We start from the raw sequence: 20,999 nt of genomic DNA on the forward strand, positions 1-20,999 counted from the left end.
AATAGCCTCAGCACACCAGCCTCACGCCTTCCAGCGACCTATGGCAAGCAGCTGAAAAAAAGCTCCTGAGAACGTGCCGCTAGTGTAAGAGATAAAATTATAATATGCTGATTCTTTAGAACCAGCATAACTAGTACCCCATGTTAATGAATACGATAAACTTCCAGCAGTATATAGTCCACTACAGAGTACGGAACGGCCCTCGTCAACAAAAGACGCGGGAAATACCCATAATGTTTGTGGTGTCGTGTAGAATCCAGACGTAAGCGGAGAAAAAGAAAGTGTGAGATTGTTAAAAGTTTTAGTGCAAATCATCGTCCCGTCGGCAAATTTTGTGTACCTCCCGTTGGCGTTATCGCCGGACTCAATTATTGCGCCATCGGCGAGTGCACCAGTTATGTACAGCCGCTCCGCAGGTATCTTAGTGTTGGCATTAAGCTCAGCAACACCGCCAGCAGCCCCTTTTTTCAACGTCGCTGGGCTAACTATCTTTGCAACGTCACCCCCCAAATCCACCTCTGCCTGAGTCGCATAGCTCAAACTGGAGGCGCTGCTTTCCGCGTTTGATGCACTTATAGATGCCGCCGACGCACTTCCTGCCGCAGACGTGGCAGCCGTCTCCGCTCCAGTACGAGCAATCTGCGCCGCAGCGCTTGCAGTTTCGGCCGCTGCTTCCGCAGCCTCTGCCACTGTCTTTGCGGTTTGCGCTACGTCTGCCGCTGTTTCAGCAGTAGTCTTTGCAGTTTGCGCCGCGGTCTTTGCGCCAACCGCCGCATCGCGCGCCGCCTCAGAGGCTGTTTGGGCTGTTACAGCGCCAGTTTTTGCGGTTTCAGCGGCGGTCTGTGCGCCCTGAGCACTCGTCTTTGCCGATTCCGCTCCAGATTTAGCAGCCTCTGCCCCTGTCTTTGCAGTTTGCGCCACGCCTGCCGCTGTTTCAGCGGCGGCTCTTGCAGTTTCCGCCGCGGTCTTTGCGCCAACCGCCGCATCGCGCGCCGCCTCAGAAGCTGTTTGGGCTGTTACAGCACCAGTTTTTGCGGCTTCAGCGGCGGTCTGTGCGCCCTGAGCACCCGTCTTTGCCGATTCCGCTCCAGATTTAGCAGTTTCCGCCCCTGCATTTGCAGCTTGCGCCGCACCTGCCGCTGTTTCAGCGGCGCCTCTTGCCGCTTCCGCAGCGCTCTTAGCGCCAACCGCCGCATCGCGCGCCGACTCCGAGGCTGTTTGAGCTGTTACAGCGCCAGTTTTTGCGGTTTCAGCGGCGGTCTGGGCACCCTGAGCAACATGCATCGCTGATTCAGCAGCATTTTTATATGTAAGAATACTGCCAATATTATCGTCAACAAATTCAAATGTATCCTCGGCTACATCCCGAATTTGCTGCGCCACCATTACCATTTTGTCGGCGGTACGCTCCATGTCGCCGGGAGTAAAGGCCCCCTGAGTGGTATAGTCGTCTAGTTGCTTGTAATCCATCAACCGCTCTATCCTTACGCTACATCCTGTGCCATAAGGATTCCCGGACGCTGGCGCCGTTACATATTCGGCGCCAACAGTTTTATTTGTTATCTCCGTCTCCACCCCGTCCGCCGTAATAAGATATACCTTCACGTCGGCCGCGCTTTGAAAGTCAAACTCTATCGGCCATGCTTTCTGTATTCCGTTACAAGAATAAGTAAATCGCCGTGTTATCGTGGATACTGTCATTTCTTATTCATCCCCCTTTTTAGGCTTATAACCGCTGCCGAACAGCAGATACATCCACGGTATAGCTTTGTCCTCATCGTAATTGTCCCATAGTGCCTGCGCCGCAAGAATCATTTTGCGGTTTGGCAGTCCAGTGCGATATCCAACCGCTGTTGAAGTTGCGGTTGCAAGCTTTTCGTAATCAACCTCTTCAGGTTCGCCATTCCATAACTCAACACCGGTCTTGCCATAAGCGCCAAGCATCTTTACAACACTTTCCAGTGCATCTATGGCAGGAGATAATCTGTAACTTCCAAACGGTTTCCCTGTAGCAATCCTTCCTGCAGCATCCGCTATATCACGAACACCCGGAATTGGCGTTACAACAGCAGTTAAAGCTCTTTTTGCCGTCCACACAACCCACTTCTCAGCCTTTTCCTCAGCTGAATCATCATCATCTGATTCTGGTCCTTCGCCACGAATCAGCCCTTCAGCAATACTTTGCCCAGCCAACACATACAAAGCATAACTTGCGAAATCGCCGAACCTGCCGCGAACCCCGCTGCCATGTATCATTTTCATGACTGCTTCATACTGCATCTGATACATAGCCCTGAACCAGCTGTAAAACATTGTAGTAAGCTGCCCAAGAGAGCCTGAACGCTCCCATGTGGTAAGGTCCGCAATAGTAGATGAGCTTTGCGTCTGTCGAATTATGCCATCTGCATAGGCGATAGCATCCTTTTCGTTTCCAAACTTTTTGAGCCCTATATCGTACGCGACGGCCCACCCTGGCACATTACACAAGTTTTGCATAAGCGGGTAGAACTTCAGCATCATATCAACGTACCCAGGCAACCCCTGGCTTGTAGCACTCCAATTCTGCCTAAGCCTCCTTACTTCTGGAGATTGCCCGTTATACTGCTCGCGCATAAACTCGCTTTTTGCCAGCACATCCTCATAAAGCTTAGTGTTATCAAAAAGTCCGCGCAAAACTGCCTTCCCCGCACCAACAAAGCCTATCCTGTGCGCCAGAGGGAAATAACCGAGCGTCTGCATTACAGCGCCGCCGATATTGCCGCCAAGCGCAAACATGGCCGTTCCGGATTTTAGGCCGCCTACAGTTTTATCAGCCCCAGATGCGGCAATACCGTTGTTCTTTGTATTTCCGGCAACATCATTTAGCCACTTGTTTAATATCGGATTTGCGTTTTTACCAAGAGCCTGTTCGATAACAGTATGCACAACGGTGTGATTTAATATTTTTCTTACATCCCGCAGTGCTGGCGCACACTCAAAGTCGTGTATCGTGTTCGCGATATGATGGTCGAGCACGGCAAGAGATAACAACGGAGGACGGCCTACTACATCTACGCCTCGCGCCTTTCTGTGATTGTTCTTTGTATATGTCGCGGCAAACTCAAGAGGCGCTGATGCAAGAACATTTTCACGCTCAACCTGCGCTGCAGCCTTTGCAGAGTACCTCAAATCGGTTACTATGGGATAATAGCCGCCCCGCAGCACCCCGTATTTTGTTGTAAGAGGTACAGCCTTTACCTTTTCCAGCACCGTACCGGTCATCAGCTCGTGCACCTTCTGCACCTCAGGCCAAAGTGTTTCTACTAAATCCCACACACCCTGCACATATTTAATATCCTCTTCTGCAAGACTGTCTAAAATCTGTTTCATCTCTGCGTTATTCCAGCCCCAGCCGGTACGCAGCCTGTCCGTGTTGTCCGCGTTTCCCATATTAAGTGCCGCGCAAATTGCCTGTTCGCGCGTCAAAGTCAGCTTTTGGCTAGTCGTCGGACGTGTGCCCCAGACTCCCGGTCCTTTTTCAAACGGTTCATATAAGCGTATGTTATCAAACGTTATCTTCCAGTTATCCAACTTTGGATTACCTGAGTAACACTCCTCACGCAGCTTGCGAAATTTTTCAAACGTGCTGTTCAGCTTCAAGCCTTCTCTGCTTATCGCGTCCCGTATAGGCGCAAAAATATACTTAAAGGCCGGCCCCAGATCATCAAACCCGTCTAAAGCCCTGCAAAGCTCCTCCGCGTTTAGCTGGTCATCAAAAAAACTCTTTACAGCTGCGCGCTTCTTTGCTATCTTGCTCTCCGCGTCTTCTGCAGGGTTGAGTAGCTTGCTTCCAGTTATTTTATTTCTTTCAGTCTCCCAAAAAGCCCTAGCTTGTGCGTGTATTTTTTCAGCCACGCTTGATATTTTCGTGTTCTCAGCAAGAGAGATAGTATTCTTCTCATCGCGCCCTGCCTGCTGGATATTTTTAACAACATTCTGTACATCTCGCAGCTCATGCAGCATAAGCTGCGAAAAATGCCGATTTTGGCCGTTCTCTAAAATCCAGTCCGGAATAAGCAGAGCCGTTCCATCCTTCGTAATTTCACTGGCAAAACTGGCAAGCGAAGGAGCCTCGCGGATCTCCTTCATAATCCCGTCGCGTTCGGCCTTAGGGAATTTCTTTGTATCTCGTAGGTCAAAACGCGTCAGCAGCGCGTCAATCTGTCGTAAATAGCGCGGGTCCATGCCGAAAGTCTGCTTCAAACGCCGCTTTGAATACCGCTCCAGCCAATAGGCTATAGAAAGCGCTTCTCTTTGCCCTCGGTACATCGCGCGCACTACTTCGTGGTTTACTAGCTCCTTCTCGCGCCAGTGCCTAAACAACACCTCGTTACCCTCACGCAGCGCCCTTTCTGCCTTCTTGCGGGATTCTTTTTCGGCTCGTACAAATGCCTTGGATTCCCGCATTTCCTGAATGGTCATCTGCGAAACAATATTCTCTGCCGCGTTATGAGCAGCGCCCTTCTTCTCCTTGAATTCCGGAGCGTACTTCTTTTTTATAGCGCCCGCAAGAGCCGTGGCCTGCTGCCTTCTTTTTGATATAGCTCGCATCCTTTCCCGCTCGGCAGCAGCTCCTTTTTCCTCTGCAATGTCTAAAGGAGATCTGGATGGATTATCACTCATAAGCAAATTAAAAAGAGCCTCGTTAGATTGCATGGGAATTCCTGCGCCGTTCAATTCCTGTGCCAGCTCGTCCAATCCGAAGCCAGACCGTCTGAAGATAAACGGCGCGCTCTTTTGCAGCTCTGCCGCACGTTCTTTTCCAAATTCTTCTACTACGCCTGCATACTTCACCCCGCCGTGGCCAATTATCCATTTCACTACATTAGGCCTTGAACCGGGATCATCCGTAGCAGCCTTAGCCGCAGCGTCCTCCGCATAAATCTGGGCGTATTCACTAAGCGGAGCGGCAAGCTGCGCCGCAAGTTCATCGCCTCTTTCTTCGCCGGAATAAAATGCCGCCTCAGCAGCGGCACTCAAAGCCTCCTCATCGCCCAGAGCGGAACCAAATTCAGCCTCCAGCTGCGCCTTCATGCGCACATCAGCTTCTTCTTCAAGAGATTTCTTGCCTCTTAAATCAGCAACCATTTCATCCGTGGTTGTATATCCCAGATTCTTTGCCGCCATGTCAAGCGCGATGCCGCTCTGAGATACAGCCGTCTGCGGCATATCAAGGAAGAGCTGCTCGCCATACCTGTCAAGCAGCTCCTCCTGCTTCAAACGCACGTCAGGCGCCTCATCCATCAGCACAAGCGCCTTATACGCCTGTTCGCTCAGAAGCTGCTCTACAATACCAGGCCGTATTTCATCAGCACGTGCTTCAACACGCACCAGCACCTCAGGGCTCATTTCGCCAAGCAATCCGACAAGCATCCGCTCTTTGGCTGCCTCGTATGGGTCGTCATCGTCAAACGCGTCAAACGCCGCAGAATAATCCTTCTCCATGCTGCCATCCTCAGCAGAGCCAAGCGCGGAATCAATCTCTCTGTCAGCCTTAAAAGCCTCAATCGCTTCATCCGAAGCGAGCATCCTGTCGAAAACCCCGCGCACATCATCGTTTAATTCAACACGCAGAGCTGTGATGCTCTGATAAATATCACACAGCCATGCTTTAAAGCGCCTGAAAACACCCTGCAAATCAGCAGACGGAGCCTTCCCCTCACGCAGATAAGCCTCAAAGCCGCGGGCAAAATACTCATGCACAGCACGATCCAGCGCCTGCCCCTGTTTTGTATCCGTCTCCATACCGTCTGCAAGCCAACTCCGAACCTCATCAGGAGACGCCGCTCCTTTTGTGTCGCGCGCAATATCCTCGGCCTTCTCATCCCACCATAGCCGCAGTTTTTCAAGGTCGTCAAAGGCACGAGCAACGCGCTCGGAAGGCCGCTGCTCGCTTCCGTGCTTATCAATATATGGCAGTACGGCTTTGTTGTTTGCCTCCGCATACCTGCGGAACTGCCGTAGATTCCACAGATAAAAATGCGCCATCTCGTGCATTACAGTGGATCTATTCATGTCTTTTGTAAGCACAATTCGCGCCGGCTGCCTGTCTCCCGCCATCACCGGAAGGTCTATATAGCCGCGGTGCTCTTGTGAAAAATACGGATTTTCTTTAGAATCCGAAACATTCTTCAATAAATCGTGTATACTTATTTGAGAGGGAATCTTCTTCTCAGCGCTGAGCAGATTCGTCTGTGTTTGCGCGTTGTCGAGGGTTCTCTCTTTTTTGTCTATAAGCACATCATAAAGCTGTGTCTCAAGCGGGTCAAAAGAAACCTTTCCATTTTCCTCAAAAACTACTATTCGGACAGCATACAAATTGCCATCTCCAGTATTTATAGGAACATATAGCCTGTGAAACACTGCTTGCATATTTTTTCTTCTTACCGCTTTTTTCTGACCTCGAGTCATTTCTTTGGCAACATGAGCTATTTTATTATTGGGAGCGCTTTCAATAAGGACGGCCGACTTGATTAAATCAACAATATTGTTAACAGCCGAATCTCTTATAGACGTATCAATGCTTCTATAAAATGGACGAGAAGATTCCACGACATGCTTTGTATTTTTATGCAACAAAGTAACGATAGCCTTATTATCAGCAGTGGCAAAAGCAGAACCGTCAAGACTGTCTATCCATTTTTTCAACTCATCAAAATTTCTTGCCTTATTTGAGACTGTGCCAGTTAAATTTACGATATGGACTAACTGACTAGGGTCGACATCCGCATTAAGAGGCTCATAATATCTTTCCGCACCAAATTTAGTTGATAGAGCGCCGTCCTCGTTCCAGGCGGTTTGATTCATTCGCACACCCGTAACGCTTCCGCCAGAATCCCTTTCTACCGTCAACGGAAAACGCTTCGCAAAAGCCTCCGGAGTCATTCTGTTTTTCCCTGGCATTACCGTGTTCCAAAGGCGGGCAAGCGGCGCTGTCATATGTGCATAAGCCATCGAATATATACTCGCCTCATCTGGAGCAATACCGGCAGCTTCAAACTCCATACGCTTAGTCTCGGCAAGCCGGACAAGACTGCGGAAATCATCCTCACGCTCTTTAGACTCAGTAAGCCACGCCAAAGCGTCATTCTTTTCGATATTGGCCGTCATATAATTAAAAGCATCGGCCTCTGCCTGAGTCATGCCGTCCGGTTCTGTGCGAACAAATGGCAGTAGCTCGTCGCGAATCTCAGGCGGCGCTACAAGCAGCCTGCCAGTCGCTATTTCAACATCAAGCCCCTGCTCTGCGGCCGCAGCCGCTTCTTCCTCAGTTACGCCAAGAACCTCCGGAAAAGTCTTTCGCAGCTCCTCGTCCTGAGTATCCTGAAAAAACTTCTTAACCTTATCGCCGGAAATAAAAGATACTTCCTTACCGGTGCCCTTTAAATTCTCGCGTACCGCCTCTGCCGCGGTTTCCGGCGAAAGAGCCTTTACCTCAGAGCTGTCCATAGCCCTTGCCGCCTCGGAAAGAGAATAATGGGTTTTTCTCGCCTCTATTGCCCGCCTTGTATTTACGGCAAGCCCAGTTACAGGCCCAACGCCTGAAACAAGCGACATCGCCTGAACGCTCTGCAAGGCAGTTTCGCCAAGCCGTGTGAAAATTTCATCGCCGGACATAAGCTCCGCACCGGCATTCCTACGAACCGCCTGTGAGCCTAATATAGCAACGAACTCCTGCAGCACCTCCTGTGCTGTCTCAGCACCTAGAGTTGCGCCATACTTTTTCGCGAACTCCTTTAAGGCCCCTTTTACCGTAGGATTTCGCAGGGCCTCAGCAATAGCCTTACGCCCCAGCGTTTTCTCCAAAAACGCCTTTCCGCCGGGAAAAGATTTTGCCAGCGTGCCCAGCTCAGTAAGCTCAAGCCCAGCGTTTAAAGCTCCAACAAGAGAGGCTGCTGTTTTTGCCACATCCTCGTCCATACCTGGAATCTGGCGAAACTCCTCAAAAGCGCTGCCGGACTCCAGCTCAAACGATGTTTTAGTAGTACCGGCAATAAACCCCTTACGCGCGCCCCACAGAAAAGCCGCCGGAACAGTTACCACCTCTTCCGGCACAAGAGCCATAGGCCCAGCCTGTCCGCCCATAAGCGCCATTCCTACAGCAGCGGCTGCACCGGTCGCGGCACCAACACCGCCGCCGGACTTCCATTCCTCCAAAAACTGCGGCAGAAGAGTTACAGCGTTCCAGAGATAAGAATTCAGAGCCTCTTCTGGCATTCCGCCTACAGCTTCAAATTCTTTATTTATCTCCGCAATCCTGCTCCGGTTTTCCACTGAATTGTCGCCCATCATATAGCGGCTCCACAAGCGGCTCTTTTCTATTCCAAGAGAAGTCGCCTTCCACGAGCGGGAAATAGATTTAAAAACACTTTCGCCGGCCACAAGCTCCGGCATAGAGCGATACCCAAGCTCCATATTCTTCGGGTCGGCAAGAAAATTACTGGTCGCCGGAAAATTAATAGCCATATCTCCGAAATCCATACTATAGGCAGCCTGCTTGCGCCTGCGCGCTTCGGCCTCCTGTGCAGCGCGCGGGTCCTGCTCAATCATCCAGCGCGGTATCCCTGTTTCATCCGCAAGCTTATTCCAGCCGGAAGCTTTTACAGGATCAGACTCCATATATTGCGCATAATTCCTGCGCAGTTGAGGTATAACGGGATAGGGATGCTCCAGCCCAAGTTCAGCGGCTTCCTCCTCGCTTACAGGTACAAGCTCAGCGCCAAGCTCTTCGCCGGTCGAGAGAGATAAAAAAGCATAGGCCGGCCTGCGCTTTCTCTCTTCTACCAGCTCCTCCGGTGTAGCCGTTACCTCACCATCCATATAAAAAGGCGCTGTGGGGCCAACGGGATGCGAGCGTTCAGAGTGAGCGCCCGCATCAAAAGAAATGCCACCTGCGGGTGCCTCAATTGAGCCAGAAGGATTCACAGCTGCGACACGAGCACGCTCAGCTTCTGCCTTCTTTACAGCACCTCGTACCTCAATAGCAGAATCATTATCTATTAAAGAAATAAAAGACTTATTGCCGCCCTGCCTTGCTCTTTTGCCACGCGCTCTTTCAAGTCCTGCCACAACTACACCTCCATAAAAAGGGCCGCCCTGTAAAAGGCGGCCGTCTACCTGCGTTTTCCATTTTTATTCTTTTTTAGTTTTTCCGCTTCATAGGTGAGAACACGAGACCAGCCGGAATCTGAATCGGGATCTTTCTGCATCAGCTGTCCGTTTATGATCTTCTGGTCCGGCTCAAGCTTTATCTGATATGCCTTTTGCTTCACATCGCTCTTCCACACAAAGTCATCTTCTCCAACCTTTACATCAATCAGCATGTCGGAGACCATGCCCTGCACCTCTTTATTATTCGGTTCTCGCTGATTGTCGCTTCGGAATTGCGCCAGCCGATCATTAACCTCGTCCTTGAGAATTCCGATTTCATCGCCTTTGATTCCCGACTCTTTCGCCTTTCTCTCCACAATACTCGTAGCGTTTATATTTACCTTTACGGCTCCGGCAGGCAGCTTTTTGCCATCCTTTGCCAGATAAATATGAGAATATTCTTCGTATTTGCTTGCAGATAATCCCGCACCGAATTTCTGCCTGAAATCTTCCCACGTTGGAGCTGCACCAAAAAGCTTTCCGCCCATTTTGAGATCTGTTAGATAGCGCACTACAGCAGGGTCAGATTTGCCACCGTCTCCGCCAGTACTCTTCGGAGCCCAGTCACCGAGCTTCAACCTCCTATCCCTCATATCCTCAAGCTTCCAGGCGATACCCTCATCGTTGAATTTAGCGTTCTTAATAGCAGCGTTTATATCCGAAAGCTTCCCGCCATTGCGAATAAGCCCGATAATCTTTCCTTCTTTTTCAGAGTCAGAAAAACGTTTCTCCTGTTCCCTGTCAGACCATACCGCCTCAAAAACCTTTCGCATACCACGCTGCTCAGCAGGCGGATATGTATCACGTATTACGGCAGCGCCTGCGTTAAAATCACCGTCAGTCTGTTTATATATAGCCTCAGCTTTTATCGGCCTTGCCGCGTCTTTTACGGCCTCTTCAAGCTTTATGCGCGCCGCCGGCATAATTTCATTTTTAACGGCCTCATAATATTTCTCTGCCACAATAGGGTCCTTCTGCAAATAACCGCCGACTATGCCGGTCTGAAAATCGCTGCGCAGCCCATCAATGGCCGTCTGCCGCGTCGCCTCATCCGCGCCCCGGAGCCTAAACAGCATCGCGTCACGCGCCCGCTCAAACTGCGCATTGAAATTCGTCTGTGATGGGTCTTCTACAACAGAAGCTATTGCATTGTTCACAGTATCCTTTGTTACATTTTCCGAATGCTTATCCATCTGCTGAGCCTCCCAGACAGAGGCGCGCTCTTCGTTGGACATTCGGCTTCCGGCCACACTGCGAAGAAAAGCCTGTTTCTGCTCCGGCGTACGAAGCTTCTCAGCGCAGCGGTTCGTTACCTCTTCCAGATACTTTCCTGTATCCTCGTACATACCCTTTGCGTTGCCAAGCTGCCGGGTTGCCTTCATACCCTTGTCAGGGTCGTTCCAGTACTTATTTACATAGTCGTTCCACTCGTTCGAAGCTTCAAGCACGGTTGCGGCGTCTGCGTCCTCCTGCATCTTTGCAAACCGCGCTCCTGCTGCCGTCAGGATCTGAGCCGAAGTCTCAAGCGCCATTGCCTCGGCGCGACCGGCAGCAGCCTGAATGCGGACGCGCTCACGCCCAGCCTGCTCATTCAGCCCGGAGGCTGCATTCATAAGTTCAGCTCCGCGCTTTGCCCTGTTTATGCCGCCCATTGCAACGGCTTTATTCACATCACCAACAGAACCATCCGGAACGCCGGAAGCTATAGCCGCCTTAGCAGACGCTGTGTCTATACCGGCGCCTGCCGCTGTGGGAGATAAAACGCCGCTGTTCTGCGATTTTCTGTAACTGACAACCTTCGGCATCTTCTAACCCCCCAGCCCTGAATAAGTTTTGACTTTAGGCACAAAACCGCCAAGCTTATATTCATTCTTCTTCCACCAATCCGAATCACCGGCAGAAAAAGCGGTATCGCCCCAGCCGCCATCATCCATCTTATAATTAAAGCTTGGCTGCTGTGAGCTGCCGCCTTTGCTTTCGCCGGCAAGGCCCTTGACAGCGATACCGGTAATGCCATTGGCAACGGTGGACAAAAGCCCGGCTTTTGCAATCTTAGCCGCAGAGCTACGTGCCGAATTACCCATCTGTCTATATGCGTTTGCCGATTCCTGTCCGGACTTGAGCGCAAGCTCTGATAATTGAGAATAAAGAGCCTGCCCCTCTGTACCGGACTGGTAAGCCAAATCACCCATCTTGCGCATTGCAGAGGCCCCCATAGCGGAAACCTCAGCAGCGGACCTCAGATTTTCAGCCGCCACCTTATAGTTTTCAGACTCAAGCTGCTGCGCCTCGGCATTCATCCAATAATTTTTTTGCTGAACAAGAAGTGAATATCGCTCCTTCTGCGCCGCGTAACGTATTGAGGCCGAATCAGCCTCAATACCCTCATCAGTCTGCCGCAGAATATCCAGCACGTTTCCAGAATTTACATCAGTGCCGCCTGCCGCGGCGGCGGCACGCTGCTCACCTCGAAAGAGCCGCCCCTGCTCACGCAGCTTGCTCTCCTCCTCAGCACCGCGCCTCACTACATCCAGAGCCGAAGCCCCGATTATTCCAGCGGTTCGTAGGGAATTGGCCTTTTGAAGCAAAGCAGAGGCCGCTTCAATATCATACTGACTGGCCTTGCCCTTATTTTGCAGACCCCCTATCTCGTAACTGTACGCCGCGGAGTCATATTCTGCCTGCTCCGCCTGCGCATTCATAATCATATTTATGGCGCCGATTTTATACCGGCTGGACAAGGCAGAGGCTTCAATAAGAGCCTGCGACGCAGCAGCGTCATACTGCGCGCCGACCGCCACGCCACCGGCCTTAGCCTGATAATACCCGCCAATGCCTGAGCTTATTGACCCAAGCAGCCCAAAACCTCCGCCTGAAGTCATGAAATCACCCATTATTTCGCCTCCATTCTGCCCGAATAAAAACCTCGCCATTGACTACAGATCGCTCAACAGGCCTGAATCCGAAGCGGCTTATAAGCTTTGGAAGCGTTGAAACGCCGCTCCAATACCATGCCGTCAGGAAGTCATAGCCTGACTGAAGCAGCATAAATGCCAAGGGCGCCGCGTATTTTGTAAACTCCATCTTATATCTCGTTGCAGCCGGAACCGATAACATCCAGACATTTCCACCCTTTCCATCCAGGATACCTAAATGCCGAGATACGTCCCTGTTCATTTTTATGTCGGCAACACCAAGCAGGATAAGAGGTTCTCCATCTGGAGCTTTAAACACATATGAAAACATGGAAGACTTTATTGAATTTCGCACTGCCTCAAATGGGTCATATACGCCAAAAAGCAATTCCATTTCTCGCAGCTCTCTTTTGCGAATATTCGATGCAAACAACACAGCATCTTCTTCGTTTGCGTCCACCAGATTACAGTTTCCCTTGTAATAAATGCTATCCACCCTGCTTCACCTCCGGAGAAATCGCCAGTATATTCATCGGCAGCGGGTCAGTCTGTCTGATACATACATGCCCGCCCTTTCCCCAGTCGGCCGGGATAATTATCTCCTTTATGCCGCTCTGCAAAAGTAGACATTCACCGGACTGCGTGCCACGATGTTCAGCCAGCGTGTCCATTTTCTCAAACGAGCCGCCGAACTCTCCGCCTCGTGAATTAAGAAAACGAATTTTCGCGGACACCACACGCTTCATAGTTCCCTGATAGGCCCCGTTTGTATTTGGATATTCCAAATCAAGCGTTTCTAGCTCGGATGAATATGGAAGACCCACGGTAATCTTTGAAGCAGCAGCCGCCTTTGTAAGAGTAACGCAGCCACTTTCAACAACCTGAAGCGGCTCTACATTGCCGTCAGCCAGGATAGAAACAGCCATGCCATTCAGGTGTTCCAGGCCAGATACTGTGCTGACTGCCGCTCCTTCATAAGTTAAACCGCTGTCTACATAAAAAGAATCTCGTGCGTTTCCTTCCATCTTAGGAGACAGTCGCTCAATACGACGGGCGCCATTGCGCAGCACGGAAAAATAAACATCCGTCTGTCCATCGCCGCCCACACAGCATAGAGATTCAAAAAATCCGCCAGTCTCGTGCTGATGCCAGCCTGTAACCTCCTGCTCCTGCAGGTAGGTGCAGCCAAGCAGCTTCCCGTCGTCAGTTATGCACCAGAGAATACTGTCCGGCCAGAGCTGCCAGCCTAAATCAACAACCTTCCTCTCTTCCAGCAAATGCCTTGAAAGCAGTGATAATATCTCTGCATGATAACTGTCTGATTCCCACGAGTAGCTCATGTCGCGCACCTCGCGGCTTGTCTTCTGCACAAAAAACACGTGATTGGCAAGCACCTCAGGGGTAACATTCGCGGAACCATAATAGCTCTGTGCCCTCGCGTCAAAATTAATTGCCGACACAACACCATCCGTGCTTGATATCCTGTACTCTGTTCCGGAAGTAAGAACTATCAGAATATCCAAAGGCACAAAAGAAAGAATCTCCGACATCTTGCGCGATACCAGCGTCCTTGTGATGCCGTCATCCTGCTGAATTGGGTCTGAAACCCCAAACTGGTCATAGCTGCCTACCTTTGAGGCCCATATCGTCTGCGGCTGTTTGCGACTCCCAGCCATAAACAGCCTGTCTTGGTAAAATGCCCCGCAGCGCGGAAACCCATAATCCCCGCCCCATGCAGGCTCAGCCCAAAGCGCGGTAGCCGCACCCCATTGGCCAACAGCTACGATCTCCGTCCCCAGCGCGACAGTGCCTGATGAAACAGAGCTAATCCTTACAGACCCTATCTTCGTATGACTCTTACAGTGCAGCTGCACCGTCATTGATGACAGAGATGTAGTGGTAGCGCCGTTTGTTGTTGTGCTCTTTTCATTTGTTTTTATAGTATAAGTCGCCTTATATTCAGCAAAATCCTCGTCTTCGGTGCCCGTTATTGCAAGCTCCCTGTCTTTATCCACCGTAAAGCTCCGCAGCGTCTGCCAATCGCCGCCGGCATACCTGCGATATAAAACTATCGTGCCGCTCCACCAGTCGGATACAGTAGGCCCCTGCCCAGTAGTCACAAGCTCCCACTCGCCCCAGACAGTTATTGGACCAAGAGTTCCGGAAACATCTGTCTTTGAGGCAATAATATCGGTATCATCCACCTCACTGACGCGCTGGCGAATGCGGAACTCTCCGCCAACATGCCGTGAACTAAAAAGAGCCGCACTTGCGGTAAGTGTCACAACAGCGCCGCTTATTGTCGGCATTATTGTTGTATCGGTTGTATTCTCATCCAGAAAAGGGCCGCCTGAGGTAACAAACGGTGAAATACTCCAGCTTGCGTGCCCGCTGCGCATCAGCCTTTGCGGCTGGTGGTCCGGATGAAAAAGAAACACGGTATCGGCGCTCTGAACGCAGGTAATCTCTTCCAGCTCCGCTTCAGAATATGGAGAAAGCAGCTCATAAATATCATCGTTGTCGTTAAGAATAATCCCGTCGGGCGTCCAGAACCGGATATAATAATCACCGAATTCCATTGCATAAGTCTGACCAGATGCTGCTTTGTACTCAAAAGGCAGTAGCCTGCATTTCTTATTCGCGTTCTTTGCGTCGCCCAGATAAATCGTGCCAGGGCGGCGGGAAACCCCTCCATAAACATGACAGGTAAAATTCTTAAGCCTCGCAAGCGCCGACTGATAACGCTGCAAATCCACACGGCCATAAAGCTCCGGAGTAATCTCGCCAGACGCAAATGACCCCTGATATACATTTGCCATCAGTCGCGCCCCTCAAGCCAGGAAGAGCCAAACCAGGCAGAATTATGTGATTCATTTGCGCACAAAGCACAGGCCTCACCCAACGCCTGCTGGTACATGGCAACACAGCTCTGAGCAACTTCGCTGCTTCGCGCCAGAGATAGCGCCAGCCTAGAAGCCAACAACCACACCACCACTTCCACAAATTGCGGAGGCCAGAGCGACACATCTTCCACAGCTACACGACATTCCGCATACACACTGCCATCCGGCGGAAGATTACAGGCAATTCGCCTTTTTTCTCCAAGTGTAATAATAAAATCAGAACGCTCCGAAGAACTTTTAGCACTAAAAATTCGATTTATATTCAACGCCTCGACCGGATACACATAAAGATAATTCCAGCCTGCAGCCTTTGTTTCGCTAGATTCTATCAGCGCAATCAGACGTCTGTTAAAGCCCCATGGATGCCCAGCAAGCAAATAATCTATTACGTGCTCATAATGCATCTTGCAGATACGAGCAGTCTGACTTTCGTCTTCGAATGAAATAATAGGTTCGGCGCCGATATTCCCAAGCGCCATGTTGCAGATGTTTATGTCGGAAGTCATACCGACGCGCCTCCCTTTTATAAAGTCGGAATAAAATTAAAGGCGGGGAACAAGGCCCCCGCCCATGCTCAACAGATACGCGCAACGCGCCTGCTTTAAAAAATTAAATATCCTGCGCCAGAAATGAGGTTACCTTACCAGCGCTTACAGTGCCTTTATACTCAACCCGCAGATAGCGCTTTGCGCCCTTTGGAATACGCATTGCGGCAACGCGCCCCGTTCCACTTCTTGCTGCCGCAGCCACAGACGCCAGAACCGTTGTGGCTGTAAAGTTCTCTGTGTCGGAAGTCTGCAGCTCAAAGCCCAATGTACCAGTCAGAGCCGCCGCGATATTTACAACCAGCCACGGAGCGACATAAGCGTCACCCGCCACGCCAAGGTCCACAACATTTGTGCTTACGGCCGCAGCTGAAAGCGTCTGCTCATTGGAAAACATATTTTCTTTATCCAGTATCATCTATGCTCACCCCTTATGAAATTACCGCTTCGGTATCCAAAATCGCGTCACACTGACGAATCGGAATGCCACGGAAAGATGTAACCTCTTCGCCGGCTACCTCTTTGCTGGTCAGATAGACATTCGTCTTTGACTGGGCCTGCAAGTCGAGATATGTTGCAATAGTTTCGTTGCAGTAAATAACCTTCTTACCGCTGAAACGATTAAGCTTGTGATAAGCCTTTGTCATAAAATCAAAGAGCTTAGGAGCTGAAGAGCCCGAAAGAGCCGTTGTGTCAATATTACAGACACGAACATTCCTGCGCCAATCGCGGACTGTCAGTCCACAATCCCATGAATAGTGCGACCTGTAACCCTGATAATGTCCGCCATCTGCGTCATCGAGCGTCACCTCTCCTAAATTCTGGTGCTGGAAGCCGGCCTTGCTACCCTTAGGAAAGATGCCATGTGTTGAAAGCTGGTCCCACGTAATAAACCATATAGAGGTCTGCTTGTTTGCGGTAGAGCCGCCAGCTGAAATTACATTATCGCTGCTGTCTGCCCCTGTTGTGGCATTGTAGCGCGGAGCAAGGCCGACGAACTTTGCCGGTGAAACTATATCATCACCGTAAAAAATAGTAGAGGCCATCTCTATATTCATTGCCTCAAGAAATGCCATGTCCTCACCGAGGCGCCACTCCGCGCTGTTTCCGTTTATATGCGCCAGCTTCTTGTCAACCTCTGCGTAGGCTTCCAGCATGGCGCAGTGGTCTGTTACCTGCTTAGTCTTGCTCTTTGACGGCTGCACGCCGTAGTTGAGCAGCCTCCAAGTCGCGGACGGCAGCCCGGCGCGAACCGTTGTAAGCATACCTGTCGGCAGGTTGCCCTCCATCCAGAGCATATCTTTAAGGATTGGATTATCCTTTGAAAGAAGCTCGACTATCTTCATGATTTTGCCGTTGGGATCGCTCCTGCGTGCAAAATCCGCGAGTGTTGCTACAGTTCCAATCGTGGACATTTACATACCTCCTAATTCATTTCTCCATATATCGCCTGTGCCGCCGATACATCTGACTTGCCTGTATTCGGCACTCCGTATGCGTATTTCGCCTCACCAAGCGCCTTCCCGGCGCGGTAAAGCAGCCGGATAATCGCGGGATTAGAGGCAAGGTTTGCTTCATTCAATATATCGAATACCTCCGGTACCCCAAGCTGTGTTACCGCCTTTCTTGCCGTAGAAATTGTCGCGGCAAGATTAGCGCCGCCAAGCTCTTCGTCGCTGCGCACCTCACCCTCCCACTTGTCGATAAGGGCGTTTGTCTGCTTGTCCACTTCGGCCACGAAGCGCTCTGAGTTTGTTTTCATAAGCCGATTCTGGATGTCAATCAGCCGCTGCGCCTCTTCCTGCGACAGCTTCTTCGATGATGCCAGCTCCTTGAACTCCTTTAAGGACTCATCATCCGCCACCATGCCATCTGCCAGCTTAAAATCCGTGTATTCAAGCGGCTTTTCTGCCTCATCCGCCTTATCTGGTTCAGCTTTTCCCTCTTCGGCTTTCTCCGCGGAAGTTTCAGTTGCCGCGTTCTTTTCGGCCGCATTTTCGCCGCCAAGCAGCCCTTCACGTTTTGTCTTGCCAGCCTCCGCCGTTTCTGTGACAGTTACATCCCTTGCACCCCCTTCGCCTTTAATACCCTCTGCCGCACTGCCTGCGGCGGCTGTTTCTGTTGTTGGAGCCACAGTCGCGCTCGCCTCTGTGGCTGTTTCAGTTACAGCATCTTTATTTGTCTCCTCCATTTACAAGCACCTCCATGCTAGTTTTTTTATCTGCCTGCCGCCTCAGAATCATGCCAAGAAATCTGCCGGCAGCGCCAAAGCATTCCAGTAATTTCGCACCGCGCCGCTCGTTATCTGCTGCCTCAAGCTCATTCAGCACCCACAGGCCTATTGACCTGCGGCCCTCAAGCCATGCAGCTTCAGCAGGCTCAGTTTCGTGTATTGCCTCAAAGGTTCCGCACTCGACTAACAAGCGGCACAAAAAAGCGCGCCCATCCTCTGTTTCAGACAGTCGCGCCAAGCCTTCCTTATCCTGATTTTGCCATAGCTGCACAAGCTCTTCCTTACTCTTTATCATGCGCCACCGCCCATCCCCTCGGCCATTCCGGCGCCAACATCAGCCAGAAGATTGCTTGCGGTGCCATCCGCTCTCATTATTGGAGTATCTCCCATCTTCTTCATTGCCTCAGGTGCGGTTTTCAGCAGCTCCATCATCTGAGCCTGCTTTTGTGCCTCCTCCTGTGCCTGGGCGCGTGTTTGACGCGTCATCTCAACCTCCTCCTCGCTGTAAATGCAATCTGGCGGAACATCGATAAAGTTTGCGTAAGACCTCATAGTTTTATCTATGTTTATGAGGTCAAGTACTTCAGGCTTTGCCTGTGCAACATTAGCAATGAATCCAACATACTTTTCGATAGAGGCCGTTCTCCGTGTATTAAGTGCCAGCATAAGCGGAGAGGTGTATTGAACTGACAGCTCTCTGCCAACTAACACCTCTGGCGGCTCCGGCAGCCTTCCAGCTCTGGCTTCAATGGCATAAATACGGTTAATTGACGGCCGTAAAATCTCACGATCAAGCCGCTGAAGCACAGGCCCTATCATGCTGCTCTTTTCAGCTATCATTTCCTGTATCTCTGTCGCGGTTTTCTGCGGGTTCTGGTCGGCACGGTCAAGGATAGCCATAAAGAGCTGTGTGTAAAATGCCCGCTTAATACGCTCTTCCGTAACTACTATATCCTGCATTGCGCCATTGAGGTCAAATTGTACGTTTAACACCGGCTGTACCGGCGCTGCGCTCGATGCTGATGCAGGATCGTAATACACACGTGAGCCCGGCAGCATGTTGAATGTATCTTTCATGCTGGTTGGCACCTGCATAGGCGGCTGAACCGTCAGCTGCCTTGCCGTGGTCTTATCCCGCTCCATCGCCTGCAGCTGCGCCGCGTTGCCAAAAGCCGTTTCTCCTGGCCCGTAACCGTAAACATCGCGTCCGACCTGATACCATCTGCCGCCTACAAACGGCAGCTCATTGTGCCCGCCGACCTCAAGCACATCAAAACCCTCGTCAAGCCAGTAACAGGATAAAAACTCGAAATCGCCTGCGAGCTTAACCGGTATTCGCCCATCGTTCGGAGCGATAAGGTGATGAACATTAAACTCAACAGCCTCATCACCACGAAAAGCGCGAAGGACATTTCCCGGACAAGCTTTTTCGCCGAAGCGCTGCACAAGCTGCTCCGGAGTCATTTTCAGCGACCGCATAAATTCGTTGATTACGCCGCGAAAATCCTGAGATATGCAATATTCGCCAGTCTCTTGAGGAATACAGACAAAAGGCCTTCTGTCGTCCTCCAGAATCAGAAAGCCTCCCGTGCCGTAGGGGCCCAGATTGTTGTAGGTTTCGGCATATGCGTCATATACGCCACAAGCCAGCATATCCGCGTTCATGATTTCCTCGCAGTCTATGCAATAGCGGCGCACCTCCTGCAGCTCGTCCACCTTAGGATCCGGGTCGGCCAGGTGGTACCATTGTTGATTAGGAGATGTCAGTCCGGATTGCAGCCCAGCAGAAAGCACCTGCACAGCATAAAGCGGAGTATCGTTATATAAGGCTCTCCAACTCCTGCGCCCCTGCCTGTTGCACTCCTGAAAATAGCCGAATATCGGAGCTACAACCTCCTGTATCTGCCTCCAGCGTGGCTCCCAATCCTGCCGCACTGACAGCATGTTGCTTCGGCGCCGTTCCAGCGCCCTTTTTACAGCTCCGTTGTCTTCCATGTTCTTCACATCCCGAGAAGCTGCTTACGCTGCACGTTTGCCGCCCCCAGCTTGCCGCCATCCGTGGCATCTGTTGAGGCTACGCCGACGCGGCGCTTCTTTTTACCCTGCTCAGCATCTCCATACATCGCCTGCGCCGTATCAGAAAAACTGTCTGACTGGATATTTCCCGCTGAACGGTTTGGCTGACTCGCCGCATCGTTGGCCGCCTTTTCAGCCGCAAGCTGCTTCTGTTTTGCCAATTCCGCAGCCTGACGTTTTGCCTCCTCGGCAGCCTTTCGCTGCTGCTCTTCCAGGGCTTTTCGCTGCTCCTCCGCAAGTCGCGCCTGCTCTGCCGCAGCAGCCTTGTTATCCTGATCTATCCACGGGTTCACAGTCGAATAATAATCAGTGCCGTCCCAGAGAGACCCCCCGTAGGATGTACTCTTTATCACATTTTGCATCACATTCGGATCTAGATTGCCATTCTGCATCTGCTCATACGCCAGCTTGCTGTAATAAATATAATCAGAATTGCTGCGAGTGCCGTCTATATTATATAAATCTCTGGTATCAGCCTTGATATTGCCGTTACTCCCCACATATAGATAATAGGCATTGTCAGGCTGATATGATTTAGTATCAACGTAATTCCACAACTTATTAAAGTCACCAGATTGGAACATGGGATACACTTTTTCGTTATAATACCTCTGAAAATATTTGTCTACAGCCATCCATCTACCCTCCCAGCAGCCCCTTCTTCTTGGTAGCCGCATCGTTTGCAACGAGCAACCCGTCTGTTGCATTTGTATTTTGATAACCCAAAACCGCGCGCCTTTTCTTTTCCAACTCAGTCATTTGATTCACCTCTTTAGTAAGGTTTTCCTCATAAGTAGGCGCAACCATTGTCTTTGAATCTATCTGCTCCTGCTGCAGCTCAAGAGATCGCTGCGCAGTATCCCGCTGCGCCTTGGCAGCCGCCTCCTGCTGCGCAAGAGATGCCTTGTTATATTCATTCTGCCAGATATTCTGTTGCTGCTGGTACTCCAGCTGTTTTGTCTGATATTCCTCCTGGAGCCGATTTGTCTCAGCCTGCAGCGCCTCCTGTTTCTCGTAAAGCGCAGCCTGCGCGGCAGCCGCCTCCTCCTGATATTTCTTTTGCTGATAACCGCTATAAATAGAGGCCCCCGCCCCTATGATTCCAGCGCCTATAATTGCAGCCCCCACACCCATACAA

Annotated in this window: 14 protein-coding genes; all 14 read right to left on the bottom strand. The window is 50.9% G+C overall.

Going from position 1 to position 20,999, the window contains the following annotated elements:
* Positions 1 to 21: 21 nt before the first annotated feature.
* The 14 genes from RRY12_10745 to RRY12_10810 all read right to left on the bottom strand — a co-directional run bounded on the left by RRY12_10745 (position 22) and on the right by RRY12_10810 (position 20,995).
* Positions 22 to 1,701, bottom strand: coding sequence for a hypothetical protein (locus RRY12_10745; GenBank protein ID MEG2185146.1), 1,680 nt, complete (start codon positions 1,699 to 1,701; stop codon positions 22 to 24).
* Positions 1,702 to 1,704: 3 nt separating this feature from the next.
* Positions 1,705 to 9,108: a hypothetical protein gene (locus RRY12_10750; protein MEG2185147.1), complete on the bottom strand. Its 7,404-nt coding sequence runs from the start codon at positions 9,106 to 9,108 to the stop codon at positions 1,705 to 1,707.
* A gap of 44 nt (positions 9,109 to 9,152) precedes the next feature.
* The gene (locus RRY12_10755; GenBank protein ID MEG2185148.1) at positions 9,153 to 10,994 is read right to left on the bottom strand and encodes a hypothetical protein; all 1,842 of its coding nucleotides are present in this window, start codon (positions 10,992 to 10,994) and stop codon (positions 9,153 to 9,155) included.
* A 3-nt stretch (positions 10,995 to 10,997) separates the two neighbouring features.
* Positions 10,998 to 12,083, bottom strand: a complete 1,086-nt coding sequence (locus RRY12_10760; protein MEG2185149.1) for a hypothetical protein — start codon at positions 12,081 to 12,083, stop codon at positions 10,998 to 11,000.
* Entirely contained in the window at positions 12,076 to 12,600 is a 525-nt protein-coding gene (locus RRY12_10765; GenBank protein ID MEG2185150.1) for a hypothetical protein, read from the bottom strand. The genes RRY12_10760 and RRY12_10765 overlap by 8 nt, the downstream gene beginning before the upstream one ends.
* Positions 12,593 to 14,923 (bottom strand): hypothetical protein, encoded by a 2,331-nt coding sequence (locus RRY12_10770; protein ID MEG2185151.1) that lies wholly within the window; start codon positions 14,921 to 14,923, stop codon positions 12,593 to 12,595. The genes RRY12_10765 and RRY12_10770 overlap by 8 nt, the downstream gene beginning before the upstream one ends.
* Positions 14,923 to 15,513: a hypothetical protein gene (locus RRY12_10775; protein MEG2185152.1), complete on the bottom strand. Its 591-nt coding sequence runs from the start codon at positions 15,511 to 15,513 to the stop codon at positions 14,923 to 14,925. Before RRY12_10775 ends, RRY12_10770 begins: the two co-directional genes overlap by 1 nt.
* A 103-nt stretch (positions 15,514 to 15,616) precedes the next feature.
* Complete coding sequence (locus RRY12_10780; GenBank protein ID MEG2185153.1) at positions 15,617 to 15,970, bottom strand: hypothetical protein; 354 nt, start codon at positions 15,968 to 15,970, stop codon at positions 15,617 to 15,619.
* Positions 15,971 to 15,983: 13 nt separating this feature from the next.
* Positions 15,984 to 16,967 (bottom strand): hypothetical protein, encoded by a 984-nt coding sequence (locus RRY12_10785; GenBank protein MEG2185154.1) that lies wholly within the window; start codon positions 16,965 to 16,967, stop codon positions 15,984 to 15,986.
* 11 nt (positions 16,968 to 16,978) lie between these two features.
* Entirely contained in the window at positions 16,979 to 17,743 is a 765-nt protein-coding gene (locus RRY12_10790) for a hypothetical protein (protein ID MEG2185155.1), read from the bottom strand.
* Entirely contained in the window at positions 17,727 to 18,080 is a 354-nt protein-coding gene (locus RRY12_10795) for a hypothetical protein (GenBank protein MEG2185156.1), read from the bottom strand. The genes RRY12_10790 and RRY12_10795 overlap by 17 nt, the downstream gene beginning before the upstream one ends.
* Positions 18,077 to 19,780, bottom strand: coding sequence for a portal protein (locus tag RRY12_10800; GenBank protein ID MEG2185157.1), 1,704 nt, complete (start codon positions 19,778 to 19,780; stop codon positions 18,077 to 18,079). Before RRY12_10800 ends, RRY12_10795 begins: the two co-directional genes overlap by 4 nt.
* A gap of 5 nt (positions 19,781 to 19,785) precedes the next feature.
* Positions 19,786 to 20,496 carry a hypothetical protein gene (locus RRY12_10805; protein MEG2185158.1) on the bottom strand — a complete coding sequence of 237 codons (711 nt, stop codon included), beginning with the start codon at positions 20,494 to 20,496 and terminating at the stop codon, positions 19,786 to 19,788.
* A 4-nt stretch (positions 20,497 to 20,500) separates the two neighbouring features.
* Positions 20,501 to 20,995: a hypothetical protein gene (locus RRY12_10810; GenBank protein MEG2185159.1), complete on the bottom strand. Its 495-nt coding sequence runs from the start codon at positions 20,993 to 20,995 to the stop codon at positions 20,501 to 20,503.
* Between the last annotated feature and the right edge of the window lie 4 nt (positions 20,996 to 20,999).

The organism is Cloacibacillus sp., from assembly GCA_036655895.1.
Classification (GTDB): Bacteria; Synergistota; Synergistia; order Synergistales; family Synergistaceae; genus JAVVPF01.

Bases quoted from the DNA above. Each gene is read 5' to 3' on its own strand.
- RRY12_10785 (MEG2185154.1), bottom strand. From the start codon at position 16,967: ATGTCCACGATTGGAACTGTAGCAACACTCGCGGATTTTGCACGCAGG.
- RRY12_10775 (MEG2185152.1), bottom strand. From the start codon at position 15,513: ATGACTTCCGACATAAACATCTGCAACATGGCGCTTGGGAATATCGGC.
- RRY12_10760 (MEG2185149.1), bottom strand. From the start codon at position 12,083: ATGGGTGATTTCATGACTTCAGGCGGAGGTTTTGGGCTGCTTGGGTCA.
- RRY12_10805 (MEG2185158.1), bottom strand. From the start codon at position 20,496: ATGGCTGTAGACAAATATTTTCAGAGGTATTATAACGAAAAAGTGTAT.
- RRY12_10745 (MEG2185146.1), bottom strand. From the start codon at position 1,701: ATGACAGTATCCACGATAACACGGCGATTTACTTATTCTTGTAACGGA.
- RRY12_10795 (MEG2185156.1), bottom strand. From the start codon at position 18,080: ATGATAAAGAGTAAGGAAGAGCTTGTGCAGCTATGGCAAAATCAGGAT.
- RRY12_10800 (MEG2185157.1), bottom strand. From the start codon at position 19,780: ATGGAAGACAACGGAGCTGTAAAAAGGGCGCTGGAACGGCGCCGAAGC.
- RRY12_10810 (MEG2185159.1), bottom strand. From the start codon at position 20,995: ATGGGTGTGGGGGCTGCAATTATAGGCGCTGGAATCATAGGGGCGGGG.
- RRY12_10755 (MEG2185148.1), bottom strand. From the start codon at position 10,994: ATGCCGAAGGTTGTCAGTTACAGAAAATCGCAGAACAGCGGCGTTTTA.
- RRY12_10780 (MEG2185153.1), bottom strand. From the start codon at position 15,970: ATGATACTGGATAAAGAAAATATGTTTTCCAATGAGCAGACGCTTTCA.
- RRY12_10790 (MEG2185155.1), bottom strand. From the start codon at position 17,743: ATGGAGGAGACAAATAAAGATGCTGTAACTGAAACAGCCACAGAGGCG.
- RRY12_10770 (MEG2185151.1), bottom strand. From the start codon at position 14,923: ATGGCAAATGTATATCAGGGGTCATTTGCGTCTGGCGAGATTACTCCG.